This window comes from Bradyrhizobium manausense, from assembly GCF_018130615.1.
Classification (GTDB): domain Bacteria; phylum Pseudomonadota; class Alphaproteobacteria; order Rhizobiales; family Xanthobacteraceae; genus Bradyrhizobium; species Bradyrhizobium manausense_A.
The window spans coordinates 287,946-308,474 of sequence record NZ_JAFCKB010000003.1; the positions used below are offsets into that span (position 1 = coordinate 287,946).

Annotated in this window: 17 protein-coding genes; 10 read left to right on the forward strand and 7 right to left on the reverse strand. The window is 64.0% G+C overall.

Going from position 1 to position 20,529, the window contains the following annotated elements; genetic code table 11:
- Positions 1 to 86: 86 nt before the first annotated feature.
- From JQ587_RS07835 to cnbZ, 10 genes are all read left to right on the forward strand, one after another.
- Positions 87 to 629, forward strand: a complete 543-nt coding sequence (locus JQ587_RS07835; RefSeq protein ID WP_212424925.1) for a phosphonopyruvate decarboxylase — start codon at positions 87 to 89, stop codon at positions 627 to 629.
- Positions 626 to 1,216 (forward strand): thiamine pyrophosphate-dependent enzyme, encoded by a 591-nt coding sequence (locus tag JQ587_RS07840; protein WP_212424926.1) that lies wholly within the window; start codon positions 626 to 628, stop codon positions 1,214 to 1,216. The genes JQ587_RS07835 and JQ587_RS07840 overlap by 4 nt, the downstream gene beginning before the upstream one ends.
- 139 nt (positions 1,217 to 1,355) lie before the next feature.
- Complete coding sequence (locus tag JQ587_RS07845; RefSeq protein ID WP_212298067.1) at positions 1,356 to 2,057, forward strand: TetR/AcrR family transcriptional regulator; 702 nt, start codon at positions 1,356 to 1,358, stop codon at positions 2,055 to 2,057.
- Between the two features lie 2 nt (positions 2,058 to 2,059).
- On the forward strand, positions 2,060 to 3,253 hold the full coding sequence (locus tag JQ587_RS07850; RefSeq protein WP_212425049.1) for an efflux RND transporter periplasmic adaptor subunit: 1,194 nt from the start codon (positions 2,060 to 2,062) through the stop codon (positions 3,251 to 3,253).
- Positions 3,254 to 3,322: 69 nt separating this feature from the next.
- The gene (locus JQ587_RS07855; RefSeq protein WP_212424927.1) at positions 3,323 to 6,418 is read left to right on the forward strand and encodes a MexW/MexI family multidrug efflux RND transporter permease subunit; all 3,096 of its coding nucleotides are present in this window, start codon (positions 3,323 to 3,325) and stop codon (positions 6,416 to 6,418) included.
- A 115-nt stretch (positions 6,419 to 6,533) separates the two neighbouring features.
- On the forward strand, positions 6,534 to 7,517 hold the full coding sequence (locus JQ587_RS07860; protein ID WP_212424928.1) for an ABC transporter substrate-binding protein: 984 nt from the start codon (positions 6,534 to 6,536) through the stop codon (positions 7,515 to 7,517).
- A 54-nt stretch (positions 7,518 to 7,571) separates the two neighbouring features.
- Positions 7,572 to 10,151 (forward strand): ATP-binding protein, encoded by a 2,580-nt coding sequence (locus tag JQ587_RS07865; protein WP_212424929.1) that lies wholly within the window; start codon positions 7,572 to 7,574, stop codon positions 10,149 to 10,151.
- Positions 10,148 to 10,537 (forward strand): response regulator, encoded by a 390-nt coding sequence (locus JQ587_RS07870; protein ID WP_212297942.1) that lies wholly within the window; start codon positions 10,148 to 10,150, stop codon positions 10,535 to 10,537. The genes JQ587_RS07865 and JQ587_RS07870 overlap by 4 nt, the downstream gene beginning before the upstream one ends.
- Positions 10,534 to 11,784 (forward strand): adenylate/guanylate cyclase domain-containing protein, encoded by a 1,251-nt coding sequence (locus tag JQ587_RS07875; RefSeq protein ID WP_212424930.1) that lies wholly within the window; start codon positions 10,534 to 10,536, stop codon positions 11,782 to 11,784. The genes JQ587_RS07870 and JQ587_RS07875 overlap by 4 nt, the downstream gene beginning before the upstream one ends.
- 8 nt (positions 11,785 to 11,792) lie before the next feature.
- Positions 11,793 to 12,539, forward strand: coding sequence for a 2-amino-5-chloromuconate deaminase CnbZ (cnbZ, locus tag JQ587_RS07880; RefSeq protein WP_212424931.1), 747 nt, complete (start codon positions 11,793 to 11,795; stop codon positions 12,537 to 12,539).
- On the opposite strand, the gene JQ587_RS07885 is transcribed toward cnbZ, so the two are convergent.
- The 7 genes from JQ587_RS07885 to JQ587_RS07915 are packed head-to-tail and all read right to left on the reverse strand — an operon-like array spanning position 12,536 to position 20,524.
- Positions 12,536 to 13,420, reverse strand: a complete 885-nt coding sequence (locus JQ587_RS07885) for an ABC transporter permease (protein WP_212424932.1) — start codon at positions 13,418 to 13,420, stop codon at positions 12,536 to 12,538. The genes cnbZ and JQ587_RS07885 overlap by 4 nt on opposite strands.
- Positions 13,421 to 13,423: 3 nt before the next feature.
- Positions 13,424 to 14,365, reverse strand: coding sequence for an ABC transporter permease (locus JQ587_RS07890; RefSeq protein WP_212424933.1), 942 nt, complete (start codon positions 14,363 to 14,365; stop codon positions 13,424 to 13,426).
- Between the two features lie 10 nt (positions 14,366 to 14,375).
- Positions 14,376 to 15,884 carry an ABC transporter substrate-binding protein gene (locus JQ587_RS07895; RefSeq protein WP_212424934.1) on the reverse strand — a complete coding sequence of 503 codons (1,509 nt, stop codon included), beginning with the start codon at positions 15,882 to 15,884 and terminating at the stop codon, positions 14,376 to 14,378.
- Between the two features lie 22 nt (positions 15,885 to 15,906).
- Entirely contained in the window at positions 15,907 to 17,013 is a 1,107-nt protein-coding gene (locus JQ587_RS07900) for an ABC transporter ATP-binding protein (protein WP_212424935.1), read from the reverse strand.
- The gene (locus tag JQ587_RS07905; protein WP_212424936.1) at positions 17,013 to 18,002 is read right to left on the reverse strand and encodes an ABC transporter ATP-binding protein; all 990 of its coding nucleotides are present in this window, start codon (positions 18,000 to 18,002) and stop codon (positions 17,013 to 17,015) included. The genes JQ587_RS07900 and JQ587_RS07905 overlap by 1 nt, the downstream gene beginning before the upstream one ends.
- On the reverse strand, positions 17,999 to 18,709 hold the full coding sequence (locus JQ587_RS07910) for a DUF1028 domain-containing protein (protein WP_212297950.1): 711 nt from the start codon (positions 18,707 to 18,709) through the stop codon (positions 17,999 to 18,001). Before JQ587_RS07910 ends, JQ587_RS07905 begins: the two co-directional genes overlap by 4 nt.
- 9 nt (positions 18,710 to 18,718) lie before the next feature.
- Entirely contained in the window at positions 18,719 to 20,524 is a 1,806-nt protein-coding gene (locus JQ587_RS07915; RefSeq protein WP_212424937.1) for a gamma-glutamyltransferase family protein, read from the reverse strand.
- Between the last annotated feature and the right edge of the window lie 5 nt (positions 20,525 to 20,529).

A 20,529-nucleotide genomic window follows, 5' to 3' on the forward strand; every position in this document is an offset into this window, starting at 1 on the left:
ACCGATATGCCGTTTTCGCTCTTTCGAGCTTTGCCGGTCACCGTCTACAGTCATGCCCTGATTTGCAAGCCGACCGGACCAGGAAAATGCACGCGCGCGCTGACGCTTCCGATACGGCCCCGAGCTGGCCCGATGATGTTTTCGCCACCTTGCAGCGTTTCGACGTGCGGCAGGTGCCTTACGTGCCCGATGCCGGCCATTCCAAGCTGATCCAGCGCGTGCTGGGTTCATCCACGATGCGCGGCATTCCGCTGACGACGGAGGAAGAGGGCGTGGCGCTTCTTGCCGGCGCCTGGACCGGCGGCCAGCGTGGTGTCTTGCTGATGCAGTCGAGCGGTGTCGGCAATTGCATCAACATGCTGTCGCTGATCCCGATCCTGCGCTTTCCGTTCCTCACGCTCGTGACCATGCGCGGCGAGTGGGGCGAGTTCAATCCGTGGCAGGTGCCGATGGGATCGACCACGCAAGGCGTGCTCGAACTGTCCGGCGTCAAGGCGCTGCGCGCCTCGCATGCGGCCGAAGTGCCGGCGGTGTTGGAGGCGGCTGCGGCACAAGCCTACAACGCGCTGACGCCCACCGCCGTCCTGCTGTCGCAGCGCTTGATCGGCGCCAAGGTTTTCACCAAATGAGCAAGGCCAATCTCCTCGACCGCCGTCAGGTGGTGTCCGCGCTGCTTGCGAACCGCAAGGACGTGGTTGCGATCGGCGGCCTCGGTGCCTCCACCAACGACATCACCGCTGTCGGCGATCACGCCCGCAATTTCTATCTCTGGGGCGGCATGGGCGGCGCTGCCATGATCGGATTGGGCCTCGCGCTGGCGCAGCCCAAATTGCCGGTGCTGGTCATCACCGGCGACGGCGAGATGCTGATGGGCATGGGCAGCCTCGCCACTATCGCCCTCCAGAAGCCCTCCAATCTCTCAATCGTGGTGCTCGACAACGAGGCCTATGGCGAGACCGGCGGCCAGACCAGCCACACCTCGGCTGCCGCCGACCTGGTCGGCATCGCCAAGGCCTGCGGCATCGCGGACAGCCGGGCGATCTCGACCCTGGCCGAGGTCGAGGCCTTCGCCAAGGCCGTCCACGACCTCGCGGCGGGGCCGCGCTTTGCCAATGTGAAGATCGACAGCGCCAGCGTCGAGCGGATTTTGCCAAGCCGGGATGGGACCTACATCGTCAACAGGATCCGGGGCGACCTCGGCTTCCAGCCGATCTGACGCCCACCCTGCTGCGGTTCCCTGGGGGCGTTCGCTCCCAGCGGTAATCTGTGACCAATTTTCAACAGACCCGCGCGCACTTAAGTTGCGTCGCAGCAATCGGCTTGACTTTGGCGTGGGTGAGTGCTTACTCACCAGCATGAGCTCATTGCGTATGACGAGCGACCTGAGGCGTCAGCTGATCCTCGGAGCCGCCAAGCGTTGCTTTGCCCGACATGGCTATAACGGCACCACGACGAAGAGCGTGGCGGCCGCCGCTGCCATTTCCGAAGCGCTGCTGTTCAAGCATTTCCCGTCCAAGGCGGCGCTTTACGCCGAAATTCTCAGCGACGAATGCGAGGCGGACCCGGCGCTCATCGAACTTCTCGAGCGCGAGCCGTCGACGGCCACCCTGGTCGAATTGATCCGCGGCATGGTCGAGCACTTCCTTCAGATCGCTGACGGCCCCGACCAGGAGGAGGCGCAACGCCTGCGACTGATGGCCACCAGTCATCTGGATGACGGCGAATTCGCGCGATTGCTATATGCCAAGATCGAGACGCTGATCGGAGCGATCTTTGTCGCATCACTCGAACGCGCGGTCGCGGCCGGCGATGCGAGGGCTTGTGGCAGTGAACCGCTCAATCTGTTCTGGTTTGCGCATCATACGGTCATGACCGCTGCGCTGACCAGGCTGCCCGCCGTGCCCTGTCTTGCCTACGGCAGGGCGAACGATCTGGAGCGGCAGCTCTGTGAGTTTCTCCTGAGGGGTATCGGACTTAACGACGCCGCAATTGCTTCACATCTGGGCCGCGATCAGGCCGTTTGTGCCGGCAAGACGGCGATTGCAGAAAGCGCATGACAATGAACATCGTAACCGAACACAAGATTTCGGGCGAACCGATCGATAGCAAGGCTCCCAAGCGCCCGGTCCGGCCGGTGCTGTGGTTCATCATCGTCGGCACGCTGCTGGGCGCGCTGGTCGGTGGTCTCGTCTGGTTCAATTTTTTCCGTGGCCAGATGATCAAGCAGTTCTTCGCCAACAACAAGCCGCCGCCGACCGCGGTCAGCGCGGCGGAAGCGAAGTCGGAGGTCGTGCCGAACCTGCTGACCGCAGTCGGCAGCCTCGTCGCCGTGCATCAGGTCGACGTCAGCGCTGATGTTAACGGTCGCGTCACCGAGATCAAATTCGAGCCCGGTGCCCATGTTGAGGCCGGTACGCCGCTGGTGCAGCTGTTCGACGCGCCGGACCAGGGCGATCTCGCCAACTACAAGGCGCAGGCAACGGTTGCGCAGCTGTCGCTCGACCGCGCCAAGCAGCTGGCATCGCGCCAGTTCGGTCCGCAGGCGACCGTCGATTCCGCGCAGGCCGCCTATGACCAGGCGCTGGCCGGCATCGCCAAGACCGAAGCGCTGATCTCGCAGAAGCTGGTACGCGCACCGTTCTCCGGCGATCTCGGCGTCCGCAAGGTCGAGGTCGGACAATATCTCACCGCCGGCACGGCGATCGTCTCGCTGACCGATCTGTCGGAGCTGTGGGCGAACTTCACGGTGACGGAAAAGGACTCGGCCAACCTCAAGGTCGGACAGGTGGTCCGGCTGAAGGTCGACGCCTATCCGGGCCGTACTTTCGACGGCAAGATCACCACCATTGAGCCGCAGATCGCGGCCGACACGCGCAACATCCGCGTCCAGGCGACGATTGCGAACCCGGAAAAGATCCTGAAGCCGGGCATGTTCGTGAGCACCACGGTGGTGATGCCGGACAAGCCGGCCGTGATCACCGTTCCGGAGACGGCCGTCGACTACACGCTGTATGGCGACTCGGTGTTCGTGATCACCGAGAAGAAGGGAGAGGACGGCAAGACCAGCCTGAATGCTGTGCGCACGTTCGTGCAGACCGGCAATCGGGTCGATGGTCGTGTCGAAATCATCAAGGGCGTGAAGGTGGGCGACAAGGTCGTCGCCGTCGGCCAACTCAAGCTGCAGTCGGGCGCTGCTGTCGCGATTTCGACCGACCCGGCTCCGCAGATCCCTGCGCAGCCGCCGCGCTACTGACAAATACACTCACGTGATCCGGCCTGGCCGGATCACGTTTCTTGAGACATAGAAATCGAGATCGCCGCGATGGCCTTTACTGATATTTTCATCAAGCGTCCGGTTCTGTCGGTCGTTGTCAGCCTGCTGATCCTGCTGATCGGGCTGCGCGCGGCGATGGTGCTGCCGATCCGGCAGTATCCGAAGCTGTCGAACACGGTCATCAACATCACGACCGTCTATCCCGGCGCGTCCGCGGACCTGATCCAGGGCTTCATCACGACCCCGATTGAGCAGGCCGTCGCCTCCGCCGAAGGCGTTGACTATATGACCTCGTCCTCGGTGCTCGGCACCTCGACAATCCAGGTCTACATCAAGCTGAACTTCGATCCGAACCAGGCGCTCACCGAGGTGTTGGCCAAGACGAACTCGGTCAAATATCTGATTCCGAAGGAATCGAACGACCCGATCGTGACCAAGACCACAGGGCAGACGACGGCCGTGATGTATCTCGGTTTCTCCTCCGAGGAACTGTCGGGTTCGGCGATCTCCGATTATCTGACACGCGTCGTGCAGCCGGTGCTGTCGACTGTCGACGGCGTAGCCTCGGCCGACATTCTGGGCGGCCAGACCTTTGCGATGCGGCTCTGGCTTGATCCCGTGAAGATGGCCGGCCGCAATGTATCGCCAGCGGACGTCGCGTCTGCGATCACGGCCAACAACTTCCAGTCTGCGGCGGGACAGACCAAGGGATATCTGATCGTTTCCAACATCTCGACGAACACCAGCCTGACCGACGTCAACCAGTTCCGGAAGATGATCGTCAAGGCCAAGGACGGTGGCTTCGTCCGGATGGAGGATATCGCCACGGTCGAACTTGCGGCGCAGAGTACCGACGCGAGCGTCGCCTTCAACGGCGAGCATGCGATCTTCATTGGCGTGAACGCGACGCCGCAAGGCAATCCGCTGACGCTGGTCAAGGGCGTGCGGGCGCTGTTCCCGGAGCTCGAGCGCAATCTGCCGCCGTCGATGAAGATGAAGGTCGCCTACGACTCGACCAAGTTCATCCAGTCCTCGATCGACGAGGTGGAGAAGACGCTGGGCGAAGCCGTAATTATCGTCATCGTGGTGATCTTCCTGTTCCTGGCCTCGCTCCGTTCGGTCATCATTCCGGTCGTCACCATCCCACTGTCGATGATCGGCGTCTGTACCCTGATGCTGGCGCTGGGCTTCAGCTTCAACCTGCTGACCCTGCTCGCGATGGTGCTCGCAATCGGCCTCGTGGTCGACGACGCCATCGTGGTGGTGGAGAACATCCACCGCCATCTGGAGGAGGGTAAAACGCCTGTCCAGGCCGCGCTCCAAGGCGCGCGCGAAATCGTCGGTCCCGTCGTCTCGATGACCATCACGCTCGCGGCGGTGTATGCCCCGATCGGCTTCCTCGGCGGTCTCACCGGTTCGCTGTTCCGCGAATTCGCCTTCACGCTCGCCGGCTCGGTGATTGTATCAGGCGTGATCGCGCTGACGCTGTCGCCGATGATGTGCTCGGTGCTCCTCAAGAACACCGAGGAGGGCCGCTTCGCCAAGCTCGTCAACAGAGTGTTCGGCGCGCTGACGCGCTGGTACGGCCGCAGGCTCGATCGTTCGCTCGACTACAAGGCGATCACCGGCATGTTCGCAGTGACGATCCTCGGGCTTGTCGGCTTCCTCTATATGCACACCTCGAAGGAGCTGGCGCCTGAGGAAGACCAGGGCATTGTGTTCGCGGTGACCAAGGCGCCGAAATACGCCAACATCGACTATGTCGATTTCTACGGCGACAAGCTCGACAAGGAATTCCAGAAGTTCCCCGAGACCGACTTGCGCTTCGTGCTGAACGGCATCAACGGCCCGCAAGGCGGCATCGCCGGCATGCTGCTCAAGCCGTGGGAGGAGCGCAAGCGGTCGTCGATCGCGCTGAAGCCGCTGGTCCAGGCCGAGCTCTCCAAGATCGAGGGCGTGCAGGCCTTTGCATTCAACTTGCCGCCGCTGCCGGGGGGGCCGGGTGGTCTGCCGGTGCAGATGGTCATCAACTCCACCGCGGGTTACCAGACGGTCTTTGAGCAGATGGAGAAGCTGAAGGACGCTGCTCGCAAGAGCGGTATGTTCATCGTCTCCGACAGCGACCTCGCCTACAACCAGCCGAACGTGCAGGTCACGATCGACCGCACCAAGGCGCAGGATCTCGGCGTCAACATGCAGAACCTCGGCAGCACGCTCGCGATTCTGCTCGGCGGCAACTACATCAACCGCTTCAATCTCGAAGGCCGGTCCTACCAGGTGATCCCGCAGGTGCCGCGCAGCGAGCGTCTCTCGCCGGAATCGCTCGGCGGCTACTATGTGACGACCAACACCGGACAGCAACTCCCGCTGTCGACCGTGGTCTCGGTCAAGACCAAGACCGACCCGAACTCGCTGACGCACTACAATCAGCTGAATTCGGCGACGTTCTCGGCCGTGCCGATGCCCGGCGTGACCGTCGGCGCCGCGGTTGACTTCCTCGAAGGTGAGGCCAAGAAGCTGCCGCAGGGCTTCAGCCACGACTATCTCGCGGACTCCAGGCAATACGTGCAGGAAGGCAATCAGCTCGCAATCACCTTCGGGTTCGCGCTGATCATCATCTTCCTGGTGCTGGCCGCGCAGTTCGAGAGCTTGCGTGACCCGTTGGTGATCATGATCTCGGTGCCGATGGCGATCGTGGGAGCGCTGATCCCGCTGTTCTTCGGCGCTGCCACCATGAACATCTACACCCAGGTCGGCCTGCTCACCCTGGTTGGCTTGATCACCAAGCACGGCATCCTGATGGTGGAGTTCGCCAACGAGCTCCAGGTCAACGAGCGGCTCGACCGCCGCTCGGCCATCGAGATGTCAGCCCGCATCCGCCTGCGGCCGATCCTGATGACGACGGCTGCGATGGTCACCGGCCTGATCCCGCTGCTGACGGCGTCCGGCGCCGGTGCAGCCAGCCGCTTCTCGATCGGTCTCGTCGTTGTGGCCGGCATGTCGATCGGCACGCTGTTCACGCTCTTCGTGCTGCCTGCGGTCTATGTCGTGCTGGCGACCGACCATCGCGCGGCCGCCGATTCCGAGCGGAACAAGCAGGTCAACGAGCTCGACCTCGACGCCAAAGTGCTGCGGCCGACCTGACCAAGGCTCAATTTGCGTGAGAAGCGGCAACAGTCATCGCTGTTGCCGCTTTTTTTTGTCGTGCGATATCCGGTAGTATGACGGCTGGAGCCGATGCGTTTGGGCAGGTCGTCGGATGAAGAGACGCGAATTTCTGGCAGTGCTTGGCGGGGCGGCACTTGTGCGGCCGGACATGGCGTCGGCCGATACGGCAGGCCGCATCTATCGGCTCGGCACGGTGACGCCGATCGCGCCGGTGACGGCCGAGGGCCGGGGCGGCAAGATCTTGATCAAGGTGCTTGAAGAGCGCGGCTTCAGGCTCGGCCAGAACCTCGCCTTTGAGGCGCGGGGCGCGCTCGGCGATGTCGCGATGTTGCCCGCTCTGATCGCGGAGCAGAAGGCCAAGAACGTCGACGTCATCGTGGTCATCGGTTATCCGACGGCGATGGCGGCCAAGGCGGCCGGCATCGCCACCGTCGCAGCCAGCGGCGTCGGCGATCCCGTCGAAACCAGGCTGATCGAGAGCCTCGCGCATCCAGGCGGCAAGATCACCGGAATTTCAGATGTCGCCGCGACACTCAGCGCCAAGCGGCTGTCGTTGCTCAAGGAGGTGTCACCGAAGCTGACCAAGGTCGCGATGCTCTGGAACAAGGACGACCTCGGCATGACCATGCGCTATCAGGCATCCGCCAAGGCGGCGCAGGCGCTCGGCCTGACCGTGCAGGCGCTTGGCGTGCGCGAGCCCGACGATTTCAACGAAGCCTTTTCGGTGATGAACAACGATCCGCCCGACGGCATTCTGATGGTGGCAGATGCGCTGACCATTCTCAATCGCGAGCGTGTCTTCGAGTTCGCGGCCGTCCGAAAGCTGCCTGCGATCTATGAATTTGACCAGTTCGCCCGTGACGGTGGCCTGATGTCCTATGGCGCGGATTCCGCGGAGTCGTTCGAACGGGCGGCTGCGCTGGTCGCCCGCATCTTCAATGGGGCCAATCCCGGCGATCTGCCGTTCGAGTTGCCGACCCGCTATCCCCTAGTGCTCAATCTCAAGACGGCCAAGGCGACAGGGCTGGAAATTCCGCCGACCATGCTGGCGCTTGCCGACGAGGTTATCGAGTAGCCTTGTGCGCTGCGGCGAGAGACAAGGTCCGGCCTTCTTGCTAGGCTTGGGGGAATGAGCATTTCCGTCCATCCTGACACCCCGCAATCCAGGGCCCTGCCGCACGCGGCCGGGGACGGCGTCGTATCCGGCGAGGCGGGCCGGCGGATCAGGACCCGGTTGTTCACCAAATATGTCGCGCTGTTCGTGGCCGTGGTCGCCGTTGCGCTGCTGGCCAATGGGCTGTTTGAAGTCTTCTTCTATTATCGCGAGCACAAGGCCGCGCTGATTCGGGTCCAGCACGAGCAGGCCGAGGCAGCCGCCGCCAAGATCAGCCAGTTCGTCAAGGAGATCGAGAGTCAGCTCGGCTGGACGACCCAACTGCCGTGGTCGGCGGGCTCGATCGAGCCGCGCCGGTTCGACGCGCTGCGGTTGCTGCGTCAGGTGCCCGCGATCACCGAGCTTGCCCAGGTGGATTCGACCGGTCGGGAGCGCCTGCGGGTCTCGCGGCTGGCGATGGACGCGATCGACAGCGGTGTCGACCTGTCAAGCGATCCGAAGTTCACCGAAGCCGTCGCGCACAAGGTCTATTACGGGCCAGTCTATTTTCGTCGCGAGTCGGAACCCTACATGACGCTGGCGCAGGCCGGCGCGCGCAAGGATGCGGGTGTCAGCATTGCGGAGGTCAATCTCAAGCTGATCTGGGATGTCGTGTCCCAGATCAAGGTCGGCGAGCACGGACATGCCTATGTGGTCGGCCCGGAGGGGCGCCTGATCGCGCATCCCGATATCAGTCTGGTCTTGCGTAACACCGATCTTTCGGGACTCGCACAGGTGCGCGCGGCGCTTGCCGGCGGCGGGGCCACGCCGGACGCCTTGCAGGAAGCGACCAACATCCAGGGACAGAAGGTTCTGACGGCGTCCGCGCCGATCACCCCGATCGGCTGGACCATGTTCGTCGAACTGCCGGTCGAGGAAGCTTATGCGGCGCTCTATGCCTCGCTGGAGCGGCTTGCGATCGTGCTGCTCGCGGCTTCCGTCTTCGCGGTGCTCGCTGGAATATTCCTCGCGCGCCGCATGGTCGGCCCGATCCAAGCGCTGCGTAGCGGCGCGATGCGCATCGGCGGCGGCGATTTCGCTCAGCAGATCTCGATCAAGACCGGCGACGAGCTCGAGGAACTGGCAAACCAGTTCAACCACATGGGCGAGCGCCTGCAGGAATCCTACGCCGACCTCGAAAGCAAGGTCGAGCAGCGGACTGCAGAGTTGCGGGAAGCCCTACAGCAGCAGACTGCAACCGCCGATGTGTTGAAGGTGATCAGCCGCTCGACGTTCGATCTGCAGACCGTGCTCGACACGCTGGTCGGGTCGGCGGCCCGTCTGTGCGACGCGGACGAAGGAACGATCTTCCGGCCCCGCGATGGCGCCTTTTATCTGGCAGCAAGCTGCGGTCTCGATGTGGAGCAAGAGAACAAGCTTCGGACATTTGCTTCGGTACCGGAGCGGGGAAGCGTCGTCGGACGCACCTTGCTCGATTGCAAGACGGTTCATGTTCCGGATGTGCAGGCTGATCCGGAGTATGCACCTTCGTCTGCGCGAAGACGCTCCAATGTGCGTACGATGCTGGGTGTCCCTTTGCTGCGAGAGGGGGCGCCCATCGGCGTCTTCGTCTTGATGCGGCATGTGGTGCGTCCCTTCAGCGAGAAACAGATCGAGCTCGCCACGACCTTTGCGGATCAGGCTCTTATTGCGATTGAGAATGTCCGCTTGTTCGAGGAAGTCCAGGAGCGCACCAGAGAGCTGTCGCGATCCCTTGACGATCTGCGCGCCGCCCAGGATCGCCTCGTGCAGACCGAGAAGCTTGCCTCGCTCGGCCAGCTCACGGCGGGAATCGCCCACGAGATCAAGAACCCGCTCAACTTCGTCAATAATTTCTCTTCGGTCTCGACCGAGTTGATCGACGAACTCCGGGAGATCCTGCACACGGCTTCTCTCGACGACAAGACGAAGGAAGAGGTCGACGAGCTGGCCGGCATGCTCAAGGGTAATCTCGAGAAGGTCGTGCAGCACGGCAAGCGCGCCGATTCTATCGTCAGGAACATGCTGCTGCACTCGCGCGAGGGCTCCGGCGAGCATCGCCACAGCGATATCAACGGGATCGTGGAGGAGAGCCTCAATCTGGCCTATCACGGCGCACGCGCCGAAAGGCCATCATTCAACGTGACGCTCCAGCGCGACCTCGATCCAACTGCCGGTATGGCCGATGTCTATCCGCAGGAGATCACCCGGGTCTTCCTCAATCTGATCTCGAACGGCTTCTATGCGGCGGCGAAACGCAAGGAGAGTGCCGCGGGCGGTTTCGAACCAACCCTGAGCGCCACTACGAAAAATCTCGGCGGCTGGGTCGAAATCCGGATTCGCGACAACGGCACGGGTATTCCACAGGAGGTGAAGGAGAAGATGTTCAATCCCTTCTTCACCACCAAGCCGGCCGGCGAGGGTACCGGGCTCGGCCTCTCCATGAGCCACGACATCGTCGTGAAGCAGCATGGTGGCACGATCGACGTGAACACCGAGCCGGGTGTATTCACCGAATTCATCATCACGCTGCCTCGGACCATGGCGGTGGGACGCACAACCGGAGGTAGCACTTGAACGTTTACATTCTGGTCGTCGACGACGAGCCCGATGTCGAGGCGCTGTTTCGGCAGCAGTTCCGGCGCGATCTGCGCGCCGGCCGGTTCCATATGGAGTTTGCAATCTCGGCGTTTGACGCGCTCAAGCGCGCGGCTGAGGTGCGCGATCCCGCGCTGATCCTGATCCTATCCGATATCAACATGCCCGGCATGAGCGGGCTCGACATGCTGCCCAAGGTGCGCGCCGACCATCCAAATGTTCCCGTCATCATGATTACGGCCTATGGCGACGTCGAGACGCGCCGGAAGGCGATCGAAGGTGGCGCCACCGGGCTCCTCACCAAGCCGATCGACTTCACGCAACTGCGCCAGGAGATCGATACCAGGCTCGAGCAGGCGGCATGACCCCGACCATTCTTTTCGTGGATGACGAGCCGGATCTGGAAGCGCTGATCCTGCAAAAATTCCGCAGGCAGATCCGCGACGGGCTGGTCAACTTCATCTTCGCCCGCGACGGCGTCGAGGCGCTGGAATCGATCGAGCGGAATCCGCGTGTCGACCTCGTGGTCTCCGACATCAACATGCCGCGGATGGACGGGCTCTCGCTGCTCGCGAAGCTTCAGGAAGCCGAGGACAAGAAGTCGACCATCATCGTCTCCGCCTATGGCGACATGAGTAACATCCGCACCGCCATGAACCGCGGCGCATTCGACTTCCTGACCAAGCCGATCGATTTCATCGACCTGGAAACCACGATCCAGAAGACCGTGCGCCATATCGAGATGCTCCGCGAGGTGCGGCGGCGCCAGATGGAAGCCGAGCGGGCGCATGCCGCGCTGTCGCGTCATTTCTCGCCCGAGCTCGCCAAGCGTCTGGCGGCGAGTGGGGAGGGCGAGGGGATCGCCGTCCAATGGCGCGAGGTCGCCACGATTTTCACCGACATCACCGGCTTCACATCGCTGGTCGAGAGTGCGGCGCCCGAGACTCTGGGAGAGCTGCTCAACGAGTATGTCGGCGGCATGACCGAAGTGGTGTTTGCGCATGAGGGCACGGTCGCCAAGATCATCGGCGATGCAATCCAGGTGCTGTTCAATGCCCCCGGTGATCAGCCCGATTATGCAACGCGCGCGGTCGCCTGCGCTCACGATCTCGATCGCTGGGCGCAGGATTTTTGCGCGCGGCAGAAGGCCAAGGGCGTGAATTTCGGCACCACCCGGATTGGCATTCATGCCGGACCGGCACTGGTCGGCAATTTCGGGGGCAACCGTTTCTTCGACTACACCGCCTATGGGGACACCATCAACACCGCGGCGCGTCTGGAGGCTGCCAACAAGCATCTCGGCACCCGCATTTGTGTCAGTGCTGGCATCGCGGAGCGAGCCGCGAATTTCCAGGGCCGTCCCGTCGGCGAACTGGTGCTGCGCGGACGGAGCGAGCCGCTGCCCGCATTCGAGCCGCTGGTGCAGGAAAAATTCGAGGCGCCTGCAACGACGCAATATTTCGAGGCCTTTGCCAAGATGGAAGCGGGCGATGCTGCCGCCATGCCGGCCTTTGCCGCGCTGGTCGGCATGCACGCCGATGATCCTCTCGCCGGCTTTCACCTGAAGCGCCTGCTGAACGGCGGCAAGGGTATTCGCATGCAATTGGAATAGGAGTCCACATGACGCGCGAATTCTCGGCCGGTAACTACCGTTTTATCCCATCCGTATTCCAGTATTCGGCGGGTGTTGCTGCCGATGACGGCTACGAGATCGAGCGCGTCAGGTTCGACCGCCTCGTGCCGCTTGCGGAGGGATTCGCGCTGGCGGCGAAGTTTATCCAGGAGGCGGGACGTCCGCTGACGGCCTTCTGTGCCTGCGAGCTGCGTTCACCGGCCGCCTTCAGTGAGGAAGGTTTCCGTGCATTCAACCTGCATTACGTCAAGACGCTGTCCGAATGGGGCATCTTCGACGGCACCACCAATCCGGTGGCACGCAGCAATGTCTGTCCGGAGATCGATCCGCCGTCCGAGCCGTCATTCTATGCCTTCTGCTTCACGCGTCCGACGCGCACGAAAGCGCCGTCCTTCGTGATCGCCGGCGGTGCCGAGGCTCGCGAAGGCAGCGGGACCTATGTCGAGCGTACGGTGCGATACCGCGACCTCAGCCCGGAGGGGCTGCGCGAGAAGGTGCGCTTTACGACAACGTCGCAGATGGAGAGCCGGATGGCGGCCTTCGGCTTCGGCTGGAAGGACACGACCGGCGTGCAGGCTTATTCCGTGCACGACTTCCACCACGTGCTGGTCGATGAGCTGGTCCGTCGCGGCGCACTGCGGTCGGGCCTGACCTGGCATTTTGCGCGTCCTCCGGTGGTCGATCTCGAATACGAGATGGATTGCCGCCGCGTGATGCGCGAGGCGGTCATCTAACGCTGGCGCGGGTCCAGCGCGTCGCGCAGGCCATCGCCGAGCAGGTTCAACGACAACACTACGAGGAAGATCGCGAGGCCCGGCCAGATCGCCATCCATGGCGCCTGGGTCAGGAAGCGCTGGGCTGCGTTGAGCATGCTGCCCCAGGACGGCGCCGGCGGCTGCTGGCCGAGGCCGAGGAACGACAGCGCGGCCTCGGCGATGATGGCGGCCGCGATCGACAAGGTCGCCTGGACCAGCAGTGCGGGCAGGATATTGGGCAGGATGTGTGAGACCGCGATCCGCCACGGCGGATTGCCGAGGGCGCGGGCCGCCTCGACATAGTCCTCGGCCTTGACGCTCAGCACCTGTCCGCGAGTGAGACGAATGAAGATCGGCGTTGCCGAGATGCCGATCGCGATCATGGCATTGCCGAGGCTTGGACCGAGAAATGCCGCCAGCGCGATGGCCAGGATCAGGAACGGACAGGCCAGCATCGCATCCGTGATCCGGCTGATCAGCGCATCGACGAATCCGCCGCGATAGCCAGCCAGGAGGCCGAGCGGCACGCCGATGCCGAGCGCGATCGCAACGGAGATGAGGCCTGCCAGCAGGGAGGCGCGCGCGCCATAGACGACACGGCTCAGAATGTCGCGGCCAAGCTCGTCGGTGCCGAACCAGTGCTGCGCGGTCTGCGGCTTGCGTACCAGGCTCCAGCTCGTCGCGACGGGATCGTAGGGCACGATCAGGGGCGCGAGCAGCGCGAGCAGGATGAAGACGGTGAGCACGACAAGGCCCGCGACGGCCGCCTTGCGCTTGAACAGGCGGCGCCGCGCCCGGCGCGCCGGGCTGTCCAGCTCGTCGGCTTGCACAAGAGGGCCGGACAGGGCGGCGTCGGTCATGGCCTAGCCCCTCAGCCTGGGATTGACGAGGATGTAGGCAATGTCGGCGATCAGGTTGAGTGTAATGTAGATCGTCGCCGTCACCAGCACCACGCCCTGCACGACGGCGTAGTCGCGGTTGAAGACCGCATCGACGATCAGTTTGCCGAAACCGGGAATGGAGAAGATCTGCTCGGTCAGCACGGCGCCCGACAGCAGCGTGCCCAGCTCGAGCGCGCCGAGCGTGATGATCGGCGTCAGCGCATTGCGCATGGCGTGCTTGAGGATCACCGAGCGCTCCCAGAGTCCTTTGGCGCGCGCGGTGCGGACATAGTCGCTTTCCAGCACCTGGAGCATGGCGCTGCGCGTGTGCCGCATCAGGACCGCGGCAATCGCGTTGCCGAGCACGAAGGCCGGCATGATGGTGGCGGCCAGGCTCGCGCGCCAATTCTCCGTCGGCGGCACGTAGCCGGAGGCCGGCAGCCAGCCGAGCTCGATCGAAAACAGGAAGATCAGCATGATGCCGAGCCAGAAGTTCGGCGTCGAGATGCCCCACAGCGCGAAGAAATTGGCGCCGTAATCCCAGGCCGTTCCTTTCTTCACAGCCGCGACGATGCCGGCAGGAATGCCGATCAGGAACGCGATGATGATCGCCATTGCGCCGAGCTGGAGCGTCACCGGCAGCTTCTGCGCGATGAGTTCGCGCACCGGCATCTTGTTGCGCAGGGATTCGCCGAAGTCGCCTGAGAGAACGCCCTTGATCCAGTAGGCGTACTGCACGGGGATGGGCTGATCGAGCCGGTACTGGTGCCGGATTTGCTCGATCACGGCCGGATCGCGCTCTTCGCCCGCCATCACCATTGCGGGATCGCCCGGCAGCAATTGCTGTAGCGAGAAGATCAGGACCGACACGAAGAACAGTGTCGGTACGATCTGCGCAAGCCGGCGGGCGAGGAAGTTCAGCATCCCTGCAGCGTCACTTCAGCTTGAGACCGACGACGCGCACGAGGCCGTCGGGCATCTGCTTGTAACCTTCGAGCCTGGTCGTGTGCGCAATGATGATGCGGCGGTGATAGAGATAAAGCAGTGGCTCCTCATCCTGGACCAGCTTCGTCAGCACTTCATAGCTGGCCTTGCGCTTGGCGAAGTCGGTCACGAGCCGGGCGTCCTCCAGCGCCTTGTCGGCCTGCGCATTATTCCAGTCGCCGTAGTTCTGGGGAGCGCGGCTGTGCAGGAAGATGAAGGTGTTGCCATCAGGATCGACGCGGCCGCTCCAGGCCAGCATATAGGCCTGGTAGTCGCCGGCCTCGGCCTGCTTGAGGCCGGTCGCGAATTCAGTCACGCGGATCTTCATGTCGAAGCCGGCTTCTGCCGCCATCGACTGGATCACCTGCGCCGGCGTCTCGGTCTCGGCACCCTTCGGCACCAGGAAATCGACACTGACCGGCGGCGTCACGCCGGCTTCTTTCAGCAGGGCCTTGGCTTTCTCCACGTCACGGGCACGCACCGGCAGGCTCTTCTGATAGTAGGGATGATCGGGGTTGACCCATTGATTGCCGACCTGGAACTCGCCGTTGAACACGACCTGGTTGATCGCTTCGCGGTCGATCGCAAGGTCGAGCGCCTGCCGTACCTTAGCGGACTGGCTCAGCGGCCCCTTGGCCTTGTCCTTGCCGATGTTGAGCGTGATGCCCTGATAACCGAGCTCGATGGCAGTCGCGACCTTCAGCCGTGAATCCGCGCGCACCTCCTTGAGGTCGGTGGCGAGCACGCGCTCGATCAGATCGAGGCCGCCGGATTTGAGGTTCGCCAGCCGCACCGTCGCATCGACGATTGGTTGGAATACGATCCGGTCGATGAAAACGTTGTCCTTGTTCCAGTAGTCCGCGAACTTCTCGAACACGATGCGGTCCTGCTGCACGCGTTCGACGAATTTGTAGGGGCCGGCGCAAACCGGATGCAGGCCGAACTTGTCGCCGGCTGCCTTCGCGGCCTTCGGCGACATCATCATTCCAGCGCGGTCCGTAAGCTGGGCGAGCAGCGGCGAGAACGGCGACTTCAACACGAGCTTGATGGTGAGGGGATCGACGACATCGACGTGGTCGACCGAGGCGAGCTCCGGCTTGCGAAACGAGCCGGGGAGGGTCAGGTGGCGCTCAAGCGAGAATTTGGCGGCTTCCGCATCGAACGGCTCGCCATCGTGGAATTTCACGCCAGGCCGGAGCTTGATGACGAGGCCCTTGCCATCGTCGACCGTTTCGCTCGACAGCGCGAGCTGCGGCACGATGTTGAGCTTCTCGTCGATGTCGAACAGCTTGTCGCAGAACGCAGCGAACACGATGCGGCCGACATAGGTGCGTGCCATCGAGGGATCGAGGATATCGGGATCCTCAGCGAGGCCGATGCGCAGCGTGGTTTGCGCCTGGACGGCCCCAAGCGACAGCAGGAATGCAGCCGCCGTTGCGGCCAGGCGAAACATCTTCATCGAATTATCCCCATTGCTCCGGCTACGTCGTTGTCGGCCTTGCACCCTGTATACCAACCCCGGGCAGGGTCGCGCCTTCCGTCTTTCGGCTGAAAGCTGCGACTAATTTTGCCAGGGCCGGGGTAAATCCGGCCGTTGCGGGCAGGATGGTGTCGGCCGAAGGCAGCTCGTTGACGCGATGGCAGGCAGTGGCGTGTCCGGCGCCGTCGGCCGTCAGCGCCGGCGCTTCGGTGCGGCAGCGGTCGATCACGAAGGGACAGCGGGTGTGAAAACGACAGCCGGCCGGCGGATTGAGCGCGCTCGGGATCTCGCCTTGCAGCACGACCTTCGTCCGCTTGGCGTGAGGCTGCGGCAGCGGGATCGCGGACAGCAGCGCACGGCTATAGGGGTGGCGGGGCTGGGCAAACAGCGCGTCAGCGTCGGCCTCTTCAACGATGCAGCCGAGATTCATCACCGCGACGCGGTCGGCGATGTGCTTGACCACAGCGAGATCGTGCGAAACGAAAATGTAGGCGAGGCCGAGGCGGTCTTGCAGCTCGCGCAGCAGGTTCAATATCTGCGAGCGGATCGAGACGTCGAGCGCCGAGACCGGCTCGTCGCAGATGATCAATTTCGGCTCGACCGCGAGCGCGCGGGCAATGGCGATGCGCTGGCGCTGCCCTCCGGAGAATTCGTGCGGATAGCGCCGTTCGAGGCGCGGCTCAAGCCCGACCAGCCGCAGGATTTCCGCGACCCTGTCGCGCCGTTGTGCCGGTGGCACGAGATCGTGCAGAGCCAGGGGTTCGGTCAGGATCTGGCCGACAGTCATGCGCGGGTTGAGCGAGGCGTAGGGATCTTGGAAGATGATCTGCGCCTCGCGGCGGAATTTCCGGAGCGCACCCGCATCGAGCGAGAGCAGGTCGCGACCGTTGAAGCGCACCGTGCCCGCATCGGGCTCGATCAGCCGCAGCACCAGGCGGCTGATCGTGGATTTGCCGCAACCGGATTCGCCGACCAGAGCGAGCGTCTTGCCGGCCTCGAGCGAAAATGACACGCCATCGACGGCTTTGACATGCGCCAGCGCGCGGCCGAACGGCGATCGCCGGGCGACGAAATGCTTGACCAGGCCTTCGACCTCGAGCAGCGCCATCAGGACACCAAAAGCTCGAGCGGTGCGCGGATGCAGCGCGAAACATGGCCGGGGCTGATTTTCATCAGCGGCGGCGGCGCCCTGGTGCAGGCTTCCAGCACGAACGGACAGCGCGCGGCGAAGCGGCAGCCGGCGGGCGGCTGCGCCATGTTCGGCACCATGCCTTCGATCGTCGCGAGCTGCTCGGCGCGATGGTCGAGCCGCGGGATCGAGCCGAGCAGGCCGACGGTGTAGGGATGCTGCGGCGCTGAGAACAGTTCGTTGACCGGCGCGCGCTCGACGATCTCGCCGGCATACATCACCGCGACCTCGTCGCAGACTTCGGCGACCACGCCGAGATCGTGGGTGATCAGGATGATCGCGGCGCCGCTCGCCGCCTTCAATTCCCGCATCAGCTCGAGAATCTGCGCCTGCAGGGTGACGTCGAGCGCGGTGGTCGGCTCGTCCGCGATCAGGAGCTGCGGATCGCAAGCCAGCGCCATCGCGATCATGACGCGCTGGCGCATGCCGCCGGAGAGCTTGTGCGGATATTCGTCGATGCGCCGCTCGGGCGACGGGATGTGGACGCGGCGCAGGAGTTCGATCGCCCGCTCGCGCGCGCTGCGGCGGGAGCCGCCGCGATGACGCAAAATGGTCTCGATGATCTGGTCGCCGATGGTGAAGCTCGGGTTGAGCGAGGTCATCGGCTCCTGGAAGATCATCGCGAGCCGGTTGCCGCGCAGGTCTCGCAGGGTCTGGTCGGGCGCTTGCAGCAGGTCGAAACCGTCGAAGCGAATTGCGCCCGATATTTCCGTCGTCTGCTTTGGCAGCAAGCCCATGATCGCCAGCGACGTCACGCTCTTGCCGCAGCCGGATTCGCCGACGAGCCCGAGCGTTGCGCCATTGGCGACGCTGAGATCGACACGATCGACAGCGTGGGTGATACGGCCGTCGTCGCCGTGAAAGCGGATGCGCAAGTCCCTGATCTCGATGAGCGGGCTTGCGCTCATGCTTGTCTTGCCCGAGCCGCGGCTATGCTGGCGTCGATGACGCTGCGATCGGTGTTGCCAGACGGATTCTGTCGGGTCGGCATGGACGGGCGGAAGTGCACCCAGAGCTCCTGGCTGACCCGTTCGAGCCGCTCGAGCTCGCCGAGCGGGTCGGGATGATCGTCGGCGCGGATGTCCAGTGCCGGCCATTCCTCCTCGCCGTGGATCAGCAGTGCGGCAGACTGCTTGCCACGCTTGTCGCCGCCGGCGGCTTCGCCTGCGCGCATCGCAGCGAGCAGCCGGCGCGGGAAGGGCAGGCTGTCATTGGCGATATAGGTCTTTGCCGTCTCGCCGAGCACATCGGCGCCCGCAAGCATGTTGCCGGCAATCGAGAAGCCGTTGCCTTTGATGTGCCCGCACCAGTCGACACAATCGCGCCCTGTATGCGCGGCGATCTCTCCGCTCGCATCCATGATGTGGATCTGGCGGCTTTCGCGGCCGTCGTCGGTCGCGAGCAGGGCTGCGAGCACGTCATGCGCGTTCAGGCCCTCGCGCAACAGCTTGACGCCGTCGATGCCGTAATAGGGATTGACGAAGGCCTGGGTCGCGATGGCGCCGAGGCTGGCAGCGATGTAAGGCACGCGCGCGCCGACGGCGAAGAAGCGGGTCGCAACGGCGATACCGAACTGGCCGGTGGCAGGATCTCGCGCGATGATCGACCAGGTCATGTGCTGCCTTTATCTTCCAGCGGCGTAGCCCTGCATGCCGCGCGGATTGGCGGCGGCACGGCGGCGCACACCGACGCGCGAAGCCGCGGTGAGGCGGCCTTCGGACCAGTCGGGCCCGATCTCGACGATGTGTCCGCGCTCGCGAAGGTTCTCGATCGTCGCCTTGGGCACGCGGTTCTCGACCACGAGCACGCCGGGTCGAGCCGTGCGGGGCCAGAACGAGATCGGGAAGTGCTCGGAATGCCAGGCCGGCGCGTCGATCGATTCCTGGAGGTTGAGATTGCAATGGACGTGACGCAGGAAGAACTGCGTGATCCATTGGTCCTGCTGGTCGCCGCCGGGCGAGCCCCAGGCGAGATAGGGCTCGCCGTCGCGCAGTGCCATGGTCGGCGACAGCGTCGTGCGCGGCCGTTTGCCCGGCGCTAGCGCGGCCGGATGATCTTCCTCCAGCCAGAACATCTGGGCACGGCTGCCGAGGCAGAAGCCGATCTCGGGGATCACCGGTGAGGATTGGAGCCAGCCGCCCGACGGCGTCGAGGACACCATGTTGCCGGCCTTGTCGATGATGTCGAAATGCACGGTGTCGCCGCGCACCTCGCCGAAGCGGCCCACGGTCGGCTCGCCGGCGCCAAGCGCGCCGACGGCCTCGCGCTGGCCTTCGGCACGGCGCAGCTTGACGACGCCGCCAAAGCCTTCGACCGATCCCGGGATGAAATCGAGCGATGCCTTGTCGGTGACGAGCTTGCGACGCTCGTCATTGTAGGCGTCCGACAGCAGCGTCCCGATCGGGATCTCCGTGAACTTGGGATCTCCGTAGAACTTTTCGCGGTCGGCGAAGGCGAGCTTGGCGCATTCGATCTGGAGGTGAATGAATTCCGGCCCGGTCGGGTCGAGCCCATCGAGCGCAAAGCCCTTTAAGAGCGCGAGTTGCTGCAGCGTCACCGGACCCTGGCTCCAGACGCCGGCCTTGCAGACGGTGTAGCGGCCGTAGTCGTAGGTGAGGGGCGCTTCGATCGTCGGTTGCCAGCGCGCCATGTCGTCGGCGGAGAGAACGCCGCGATGCGGCGAGCCGCTGACGTCCATCACCTCCTGCGTCCGGCAGAACTTGTCGATGGCTTCCGCGACAAACCCGTGGGACCAGGCCTTTCGCGCACGCTCGATCTCGGCGTCGCGGCCGCCGCCGCCGCTCTCGGCCTCGGTCAAAATCCGAGTGTAGGTCGCCGCCAGCGTCTTGTTGGTAAACATCGTGCCGGGCTTCGGCACTTCGCCGTTCGGCAGATAGACCGCGGCCGATGTCGGCCAGTGCTTGCGGAACAATTGCTCGACCGTCTGGATTGTGGCGCAGGCGCGCTCGACCAGCGGATAGCCGTCGCGCGCGTACGAGATCGCAGGCTCCAGCACGTCGCGCACGCGCATCGTGCCGTAGTCACGCAGCAACATCATCCAGGATTCGAAGGTGCCGGGAACGCAGGCCGCCAGCAGGCCGGTGCCGGGCACCATGTCGAGGCCTTCGCTCTTGTAATGCGCGATGGTGGCGCGCGCCGGCGCCGGGCCCTGGCCGCAGATCACCTCGGTGCGGCCCCGCTTGACGTCGTGCACGATGATGGGCACGTCGCCGCCGGGGCCGTTCAGATGCGGCTCGACCACCTGGAGCGTGAAGGCGGTGGCGACGCCGGCATCGAAGGCGTTCCCGCCCTTTTCCAGGATAGCCATGCCGACGGCGGTCGCAATCCAGTGCGTGGTGGCGACGACCCCGAACGTGCCCTCGATCTCGGGGCGCGTGGTGAAGGGATCGGGATTGACATTGCTGGCCATGGGCT